The sequence below is a fragment of the Metabacillus sp. RB-C-LZQ-3-1 genome, assembly GCF_058315175.1.
Genome location: NZ_JBZFLI010000014.1, coordinates 111330 through 118701 on the forward strand (window position 1 = coordinate 111330; position 7372 = coordinate 118701).

Annotated in this window: 12 protein-coding genes and 1 pseudogene; all 13 read left to right on the top strand. The window is 35.0% G+C overall.

Annotated elements, in window-relative coordinates:
* Positions 1 to 30: 30 nt before the first annotated feature.
* Entirely contained in the window at positions 31 to 360 is a 330-nt protein-coding gene (locus AC4GZ8_RS19590) for a hypothetical protein (protein ID WP_491083588.1), read from the top strand.
* Between the two features lie 256 nt (positions 361 to 616).
* The gene (locus tag AC4GZ8_RS19595) at positions 617 to 961 is read left to right on the top strand and encodes a DUF6018 family natural product bioysynthesis protein (RefSeq protein WP_491083589.1); all 345 of its coding nucleotides are present in this window, start codon (positions 617 to 619) and stop codon (positions 959 to 961) included.
* 76 nt (positions 962 to 1037) lie between these two features.
* Positions 1038 to 1547, top strand: coding sequence for a single-stranded DNA-binding protein (gene ssb, locus AC4GZ8_RS19600; RefSeq protein ID WP_491083590.1), 510 nt, complete (start codon positions 1038 to 1040; stop codon positions 1545 to 1547).
* Between the two features lie 105 nt (positions 1548 to 1652).
* Positions 1653 to 1931: a hypothetical protein gene (locus AC4GZ8_RS19605; protein ID WP_491083591.1), complete on the top strand. Its 279-nt coding sequence runs from the start codon at positions 1653 to 1655 to the stop codon at positions 1929 to 1931.
* A 13-nt stretch (positions 1932 to 1944) separates the two neighbouring features.
* A complete protein-coding gene (locus AC4GZ8_RS19610; protein ID WP_491083592.1) occupies positions 1945 to 2265 on the top strand; it encodes a hypothetical protein in 321 nt (106 codons plus the stop codon).
* 63 nt (positions 2266 to 2328) lie between these two features.
* Entirely contained in the window at positions 2329 to 2532 is a 204-nt protein-coding gene (locus tag AC4GZ8_RS19615; protein ID WP_491083593.1) for a hypothetical protein, read from the top strand.
* A gap of 16 nt (positions 2533 to 2548) precedes the next feature.
* Positions 2549 to 2728 carry a hypothetical protein gene (locus tag AC4GZ8_RS19620; RefSeq protein ID WP_491083594.1) on the top strand — a complete coding sequence of 60 codons (180 nt, stop codon included), beginning with the start codon at positions 2549 to 2551 and terminating at the stop codon, positions 2726 to 2728.
* A gap of 20 nt (positions 2729 to 2748) precedes the next feature.
* Entirely contained in the window at positions 2749 to 2877 is a 129-nt protein-coding gene (locus AC4GZ8_RS19625; protein WP_491083595.1) for a hypothetical protein, read from the top strand.
* A gap of 25 nt (positions 2878 to 2902) precedes the next feature.
* Complete coding sequence (locus AC4GZ8_RS19630) at positions 2903 to 3967, top strand: DUF6094 domain-containing protein (protein ID WP_491083596.1); 1065 nt, start codon at positions 2903 to 2905, stop codon at positions 3965 to 3967.
* 86 nt (positions 3968 to 4053) lie between these two features.
* Entirely contained in the window at positions 4054 to 4482 is a 429-nt protein-coding gene (locus AC4GZ8_RS19635) for a hypothetical protein (RefSeq protein WP_491083597.1), read from the top strand.
* A gap of 81 nt (positions 4483 to 4563) precedes the next feature.
* Positions 4564 to 6417, top strand: a complete 1854-nt coding sequence (locus AC4GZ8_RS19640) for an LPD1 domain-containing protein (protein WP_491083598.1) — start codon at positions 4564 to 4566, stop codon at positions 6415 to 6417.
* 14 nt (positions 6418 to 6431) lie between these two features.
* Positions 6432 to 6824, top strand: a complete 393-nt coding sequence (locus tag AC4GZ8_RS19645) for a hypothetical protein (protein WP_491083599.1) — start codon at positions 6432 to 6434, stop codon at positions 6822 to 6824.
* A 114-nt stretch (positions 6825 to 6938) separates the two neighbouring features.
* Positions 6939 to 7372, top strand: a pseudogene (locus AC4GZ8_RS19650) (DNA cytosine methyltransferase); the annotation flags it as partial.

Below are 7372 nucleotides of genomic sequence, written 5' to 3' on the forward strand. Positions count from 1 at the left end.
TTATAAGGAAAAAGTTTAAGGGGTTTTCAGATGAATGGACAAGAGCTTTTACGTACTTTAAAACGAATCGGTTTGATAGAAAAAGGGGAGGTTATTGAGGAAACAAATAATGTTATTCACGTTAGCATTCGATTAATTTTTCCCCATCACGAGAAATATATGGTTCAAAACGATTTTGGCAAGTACACCAAAATAACCGGTGTATTTCAATTTGCAGTGGATGGACGTACTATGAAACAAGGGTACCGCTTCTATACTTATCGCATGGAGAAATTGATCGGAACTAAAGCACCAAGTATTACAGGTAAAGAAGCTTTAATGGAGTTAATAGAAGACAGTAAAGATACTACTCCATTTTAAGATAGGTGTAACCTAATTGGGATTATGAAAAAGTATCTTGTTATATGAGTGGAACCATAGTAAAATATGAGTATATTACTTTTTCTTTTTTCTTTTTTATGCAACCTATTTTTAAGGTTAGCTGTTACTTATCAAACTATAGCACTCTTTGGAGTGATCTGTACGCAAGTAGTTTATCTATTTGTGTTTAGCAGACATTCCAGGAGTGCTTTTTTGTGTTTTCAAACAAAAAAACTTTTGGAAAGAGAGTGATTTTATGCAATTAGCAGAGCTTTTAGGAGGAAAAAAAGATGTAGTAACAGAACTTCAAGTTGCTACTTCTAAACGAACAAATTTCTTGCAGAAACGTTTAAAGGCAGAAATTGTTTTACGAGATGGAACTCGTCGATATTTCCGATGTAAATCAATTAAGAAAGATGAAGCACTTCTTGAAGTGTTACTCTTTGTAGATTGTTTACAGAAGGAAATGGGCGAAAGTATTGTATGGCGCTTTACGGATGAGAAGCAATTTTATCTCGGGAGTAAAATGCCAGACAGACCATCTTTAGCTGCTAAAGTTAAAAAGGTACTTTTAGAATACTTCTTCGATTTGGGAGATTAATATCTAATAGGTTGCTTTGTAAAGAAAAAGTGAGAGTAATGTAAAAAACTAATAAACATTTAGGAGAGTGGTTCGGATGATGAATCGAGTAAATATCGTTGGAAGATTAACAAAGGACCCGGAATTACGATATACACCAAATGGAGTACCTGTTGCTACATTTACATTGGCTGTAAATCGTACATGGGTTAAACCAGATGAAAATGGTCAAGTACCCGCTGATTTTATCAATTGTGTTGTTTGGAGAAAGCCAGCTGAGAACACGGCTAACTATTTGAAAAAAGGTAGTTTGGCAGGTGTGGATGGTCGTATTCAAACAAGGTTTTATGATGGGCAGGACGGGAAACGAGTATTTGTTACTGAAGTTGTTGCAGAATCGGTTCAGTTTTTAGAACCTAAAAGTTCAGGTAATGAGAGCCAGGGTAATAATAATCGTGGTAATCAAAATCAAGGTAACAACAGAGGAAATCAGAGTCAAAACAACAACCGTAATAATGGTAATCAGAATGGATTTAATGATTATGAAGATCCATTTGCAAATAGTGGTATGCCATATGACTATAGCGATGATGATTTACCGTTCTGACCAGTTAGTTGTTAATTAAACTCAAACAAAAAGAGAGAGTGTTTCATTCCTATAGGAGTGGAGCACTCTTTTTTGTTTTTTTAAACAAACATAGGGAGGATTCATATGAACTATCAAATTATGAATGTTAATGGTGATTGTCTATTGTCTGATTCAGCAGAAGGTATCCGTATTTGGATGGAAGAAGAATTAGAGAGTCGGTTCAATTTTATTGTCATGCTGCAAGAAAATGATGATGAGGAAGAACTAGAAATCTATCTCCATACAGATAATTATGAAGACCTTGCTGATGAAGAACTTTCAATGCTAGAAGAGTTAGGATTTTCCGAAGATAACTCTTTAGAAGCAATCTGCAAGGTATTAGACATTACTGTTATTCAATAAGGAGGATATTAACATGGCTAATTATGTGCATATTGCATATATGGAGGTTCAGAAATTAAACAATAATGGAGAGAAAGCAGACCGTTACTTCGGCCTTCATATCTTTGATGATTTTGAAGAAAAGATCGTTGAACAATCTACCTCTTTTTCTGATTTAAAAGAAAATGTGAATCCTTCAAATGTTGTTGAATATATTCATGAACATTTCCCTGAAATGTTTTTTGAGCCTATCGTATATACGAATGGATTTTATTTCAACAATGAATGGTATTCCTTACAAGAGCTAGGGTTTAATGCTGAAGGTGAAAAGGTAGTGCTTAATAAAACTAATTAACTAGGAGAGGGAATGAATAAATATAAGTCATTCCCTCTTTTTTATTTTTGGGAGGATACCTGAATGGTTAAAAGAGAAGTGGTGAAGGAAGTTGCTAAAAGAGTGAGAGCTATACAAGAGGATGGAAAAACCATTGTGAAAGCAAAGGATATCCTTGAATTAGTTGAATATAAGCTTAATAGGCTAAATATCGACTATTTTGTATTTCCGCTTTCTTCTACTAGATTTTTAGTTGAACTTAATCTACCAGAAGAGTTCATGAACTAAACAAGGAGTGGGTACTTTGGGTAAATCTTTATTTATCACTGAAGAACAATTAATCGGGAAACTTCATTCCTATGGCTATTCTCTTTTCTACGAAGGGACTAAAGACGTACACCTTTCTGTAGTTTATGAGTTAGCTAATAATGAAGGTTTCCGTTATAACAGTGTATTAGATTTATGGGAATCCCCAATCTATTAAACGATAAGGAGAGGAAAGTCTTGACTATCAAATTATATGATCTTGTTCTGTGGCAGTATGCGAAAAGAGTGGTTCCGAGTAAAGATTGGAACCTTTTCATGATGCTTATAACTGTCGTTAACAATTTATGTGAAGAGGAAAATCTATAAAACTAAACTTTGGGAGGAAATGATTATGTCTAATATTGGAAACAAAATCAGAGCAGGATTTTTCGCCATGCCGGAATTACAAGGTGAGTATGTAAAACAATTACTAGAATTTACAGGTGATTGTAGTATCTTTGATCCTACGGCTGGAGAGGGCGCTGTACTTGCACAAATTGCTAGAGGGCAAGAAGTTAAGGTTAAAACATATGGGGTTGAATTAGACAAATCACGAGCAGAAAAAGCATCTCAAGTGCTTGACTATTCTATCAATGCTCCTATTGAATCAATGGTTATCAGCAATGATGTGTTTAGTCTATTGTGGTTAAACCCGCCTTATGATTTTAGCATTAAAGGTATGGAAGATGATGAAGCTGACCGTAAGGAATACCTTGAATTGGTGAGAAATACAAGATATTTAGCACCAAAAGGGGTTATGATTTATGTCATTCCTTCATACCGTTTCGCAGACAGTAAGATTGCGAGATTTCTTGCAACTAACTATGAGAATGTAGGAATACTTCGTTTCTCTAATGAGGATTACGATGGTTTCAAACAATGTGTTTTTATTGGCACAAAAAAGGCAGGAAAGTTCAAAGAATATAATAAAAAACTCTTTGATTTTCTGACTCAAATGGAATCAGAAGAATTCGTTTTGAAACAAGTCACACCTATTAATCTTATGGTTGGAAAGCATAAGTGGAAAGTGCCAGCAGGACCAACGGAAATCCGTACTTTCTATACCAAACTAGAAAGTAAAGCTAATTTTGTAGATGCGATTAGAACAAGCAAAGGATTTACAGCGTTTAAGGAACGTTCTAAGCCCAAATCACTGGTTTTAGGTGGTAACCCTATCATTAACATTGCACAGGGACAGATGGCTCTCTTATTGGCCTCTGGTGCTTGTAATGGACTGATTGGTGAAGGGGATAACCTACATGCAGTTCAAGGTTTAGAGATTGTTAAAAAAGTAAAATCAGAGGAAAAGAAAGAACACGAAAATGGAGGAACTTCTACCGTTACGAAAGTGCGTACTGTACGTGAGGTTTCCATTAAGGTGATAAATCCAAATGGAGTTATCAAGAAATTCGTGTAATTCTTTTTGAGTTTTTAAGAGAACATAGTTTGCTTTTGAAAAGCCTTGTTCTCTTTTTCTTTTAATAAATTTTGGGAGTGGATCTTATGAATAAAGAACATCAAAAATTATTTCATTTGTTTAAAAAATGTATTGATGAACGGAGTTTAGAAAGCATGAAAAGCCCATTGTATGGATTTTTTCACTTAGATGCTGGGTTCATTGCTCATTACAATATTCATGGTTTTAAAGCTGAATATAGTGGTCGTAATTTCCTTCGGTTTTTAACTCATTTCGTAAATCCACCTTACTATCTTTTTTACAATACAGATTGTGAGGAATTATTACGAAATTGTTGTCAGTATGCCAGGGAACAAGTACCTAAAATTCAAGCTGAGTTTGATAATAAAGCCATGAATACCAAGATGAAATTACTTCGCCAATTAGCGAAAGAGCTAGATTGTGAGGTAATTCCAAAGGGTGGAGTAATGCCAGAATCGGTTGAGGAAAATGGACAATTAGGGTTATTTGCTTAATACCAAACATGAGAGGGAATGAACAATTTTTTTGTTCGTTCCCTTTTTTATTTATCTACTAAACAAAGGGAGAGATTATTAATGGAAGCGCAATTAAGTTTATTTGGAGTTTTTGAAGAAACAAACATAGTTGAGAAAATGAATGATATTCGTAGTGATGTTCAAGCAAATCGCAAAGTGGCTTATGATGTGGGCGAAAAGATCGGTGGGGCCAGAAAGGACCTAGCATTATTAAGAAAGCAGTTTTCAGAGGAAAAAAATATTGATGTTCTTTCTGAAATAGAAAAAACATCAGCTGTATTAGCTGCTGAATTAATTTCAAAGAATGAATTATTTGCAGGTTTTTCCCTTGAAAATGAACGTGAGAATGGAGTGGATTGTAAAGTCGCAAGACTAAAGCAATTACTCATTCAACGTATTGATGCCCAACCATCTGATACAGAGGAAAGCCGAAAAAGCTTTTTCCTTGCATCACAAGAACTTTTAAACCGATTTAATGCTCTCGTTACGTGGGAACAGTTTAGCGATTTTATTGACGTAATGAATAAACAAATGATTTATGAAGGGACGAATGGTTCATATACTACTAACCGCCTAAAAGAGTTAGAAGAAAATCTAGCTAATACTGATAAATCCGATACCCTAATAATTCAGGCGACAGAACATCATATTCGTAAAGCTAAGGAACGCCTAAGCCATATTGAGGAAGCAAACAAGTACAACTTCCGCATTTTAGGTGATTCCTTTAAAAACTTCTTTACTAAACAACAAAGCGTAAACAGTACGTTAAAAGCTGTGAGTAAAATTAAGTCCTGGGATGAATTACTTGCTCCTAAAAAGAGTGCTAATACCGGGAAGAAAAATAAACCTGTATGGGAACGTGAATTACCTGAAAGGCCGGATAGAAATGGTGGTCGAGTAACAACCGTTAGTATTCCAGAAGATATGCTGCGAGATTTTAATTTCAGAGCCGTTGAGTTCGGAAATTATGTGCAGGATGAAAAGGGATTGGAGCATATTTTTCGTTGCTCCGAAGCCTTTCATGATCTAGCTGACATACTAGGTGTATCCGATTTTTCCATGTCCCTAAGTGGAACGCTTGGTTTAGCGTTCGGTGCTCGTGGCAGAGGTAAAGCTCTTGGTCACTTTGAGCCATCTTATAAGGTAATTAACTTTACTAAAGAGAGAGGAACACTTGGAATTACCGCACATGAATGGTTTCATGCCCTTGATAATTACTTATTCAACCTTTCATATGACAACAAGAATGGCCGTTTAGGTTATTTATCGAACCTAGATAACATAGGGTCTAATATCTCAACGGACATTATAGTTGCAATGGAAGATTTGATGAAGGAAATTAAAGAAGGCAGTTCATTAGCGTATTTTCCAAATGAAAATAAGCCAGAGACTTCATGGAGAATCTCTTATTCATTAAAAAGTCTATATAAGAAGGAAAATGGTAATTTGCAAGCCATTATGGAGAGTCAAAAAGCAAAGCTTGATGATTCTTATCGTTACCATGTATCCATGCTTTCCTATATTGACCGAGATAAAGAATTGGAGAAACTCGAAAAAAGAAAGATGAGAGATCTAAAGAAATATGCGCAAGCTCTAGCGTGGTACCATCAGCAAGAAACTGGCGAAAGAGTGGAACAAATTCAGTATCCTTCTGATAGAAGTCAGTTCCTTCAACAAGCAATTGGACTTGATCGTGGCAAGTTGGGTAAGTACTGGTCCTCAAATGTAGAGTTAATTGCTCGATCATTTGAAGCATGGGTACAAGATAAGCTAAAAAAGAACGATTGTGTTAGTGATTATCTTGTATGTGGTACGTATGACAGCATTGCTTATCCAATAGGAGAAGAGCGCGAAAAAATAAACAAGAAAATAGATGTTTTTGTAGAAAAAGTAGCAAAAATTAATCTATTTTAAGGAGATAAGTTACTATGACATTAAACTACTGTGCATTTAATTTCGATTTCTTTTTATCGGATGGTATTAAATGGTATAACCGAAAGGGAGTTTTATCACTAAATCAAGAAACTAACGCAACCATTGAGCTAGTTTCTAATGGGGTTCATAAAACCTATAAAGGATACTTAGTATCTATCATTCATAAGGAAAATGGAAAAATAGATAGTGAGTACTTTGATTTTGATGCTTATATGAGCCAAGATAATCGAATTGATGAACGTATGGATTATAAAGGCGGATTTAGTATTCATGAAAGTACTTGTGAAGGGTATCCGAGATGGTATATTGCTGAGCCTAACCCTGCTGACATTACCTATATGAGAAACATGATTTTTAACTATGTTAATCATTGGAGAAAGTCTTAAAAACAATCTTTGATTCTCAATAATAAATTCGAGTGAACTTACTAAAAGAGCAAGAGCCTTACTAAATAAAAGGTTCTTGCTTTTTCTGTTACTAAAAAAGGGAGGAAAATAATCATGAAACAATTACTAAGAAGGGTGTATGCAAAACGTCAAAAGGCAGGGAAAGATGGAATTTGGTTACAACATTTAGTTCTGGAGACAGCAGGATTAACAGAAGGGGAACCTCTTTATGTATCTATAGAGGATGAACAAATTACCCTTCAAAATAAGCAAATATCAAAAGATAGCCATGTTATTCATGTCAGTGGACGTTTAAATAAAACGAGTAATAAAAGACGACCTCTTGTTGATACTTGTGGAGATAGGTATGCTTCTGTTTTATCTTTAACTGATAAGGTAGAGATTATTGTACAGAAAAAAGGTGACCTTTCACAGATTATCGTTAGACCTCTCCAATTTAAGTTAATGGAGACAGAGACCATTTCTACACAAAAGGACGAAAGACTTCGTGTGGTATCACTTGGAGCTGGCTGTGGTATAGGTACTTC

Bases quoted from the DNA above. Each gene is read 5' to 3' on its own strand.
- AC4GZ8_RS19590 (WP_491083588.1), top strand. From the start codon at position 31: ATGAATGGACAAGAGCTTTTACGTACTTTAAAACGAATCGGTTTGATA.
- AC4GZ8_RS19595 (WP_491083589.1), top strand. From the start codon at position 617: ATGCAATTAGCAGAGCTTTTAGGAGGAAAAAAAGATGTAGTAACAGAA.
- ssb (WP_491083590.1), top strand. From the start codon at position 1,038: ATGATGAATCGAGTAAATATCGTTGGAAGATTAACAAAGGACCCGGAA.
- AC4GZ8_RS19605 (WP_491083591.1), top strand. From the start codon at position 1,653: ATGAACTATCAAATTATGAATGTTAATGGTGATTGTCTATTGTCTGAT.
- AC4GZ8_RS19610 (WP_491083592.1), top strand. From the start codon at position 1,945: ATGGCTAATTATGTGCATATTGCATATATGGAGGTTCAGAAATTAAAC.
- AC4GZ8_RS19615 (WP_491083593.1), top strand. From the start codon at position 2,329: ATGGTTAAAAGAGAAGTGGTGAAGGAAGTTGCTAAAAGAGTGAGAGCT.
- AC4GZ8_RS19630 (WP_491083596.1), top strand. From the start codon at position 2,903: ATGTCTAATATTGGAAACAAAATCAGAGCAGGATTTTTCGCCATGCCG.
- AC4GZ8_RS19635 (WP_491083597.1), top strand. From the start codon at position 4,054: ATGAATAAAGAACATCAAAAATTATTTCATTTGTTTAAAAAATGTATT.
- AC4GZ8_RS19640 (WP_491083598.1), top strand. From the start codon at position 4,564: ATGGAAGCGCAATTAAGTTTATTTGGAGTTTTTGAAGAAACAAACATA.
- AC4GZ8_RS19645 (WP_491083599.1), top strand. From the start codon at position 6,432: ATGACATTAAACTACTGTGCATTTAATTTCGATTTCTTTTTATCGGAT.